This window comes from Mesorhizobium sp. M4A.F.Ca.ET.022.05.2.1, from assembly GCF_003998845.1.
GTDB lineage: Bacteria > Pseudomonadota > Alphaproteobacteria > Rhizobiales > Rhizobiaceae > Mesorhizobium.
Window position 1 is genome coordinate 1 of record NZ_RZOJ01000806.1, and the last position, 643, is coordinate 643.

The 643-nt window shown below is 67.3% G+C and carries 1 protein-coding gene; it reads right to left on the reverse strand.

Annotated features, from left to right (window positions below; translation table 11 throughout):
* Nucleotides 1–643 (reverse strand): ATP-binding protein (locus EN745_RS35535; protein WP_245487920.1); only part of this gene is annotated, 643 nt, incomplete at both ends.

The following is a 643-nucleotide window of genomic DNA, read 5'->3' on the forward strand; positions in this document are numbered from 1 at the left end:
GGCAAGCGTCGTCGCCAGGTCGACGGCGCCGCCATGGGCGCGGATGGCGCGGGCGATGGCGTCGGCCTCGACTGCGTTCTTCGACACGATCACGGCGCGCCGGCCGGAGAGGATGTCCTGCCGGTTCTGCGGCGGCTCGGTTGCGGCCACGGCCGGAAGCTCGAAGACGAATTCGGATCCCTCGCCGAGCCGGCTCGACACTGAAATCGAACCGCCCATGGCGGTGACGAGGCGCCTGGATATGGCAAGGCCGAGGCCTGCACCGCCATGCACCCGGGTTGAGGTGCCGTCCGACTGTTCGAACTCCTCGAAGATGCGTTCCATGTCCTCTTCGCGCAGCCCCGGACCAGTGTCGGTAATGGTGAAGCAGATGCGGTCGGTGGTCTCGGTGCGCGCCCGCGCGACACCGAGCAGCACGCCACCGGTGTCGGTGAATTTGATGGCGTTGCCGATGAGGTTGAGCAGCACCTGACGCACCCGGCCTGGATCGGCGGTGATCATCTGCGGGACGTCCGGCTCGACATGGCAGCCGAGGCCGATGTTCTTGGCGAAGGCCTTCGCTGCCATCAGCTCGATGATGTTGTTGGCGATTTCGCGCACCGACGTCGGCTGCGGCTCGGGGTCGAAGCGGCCGGCCTCGATC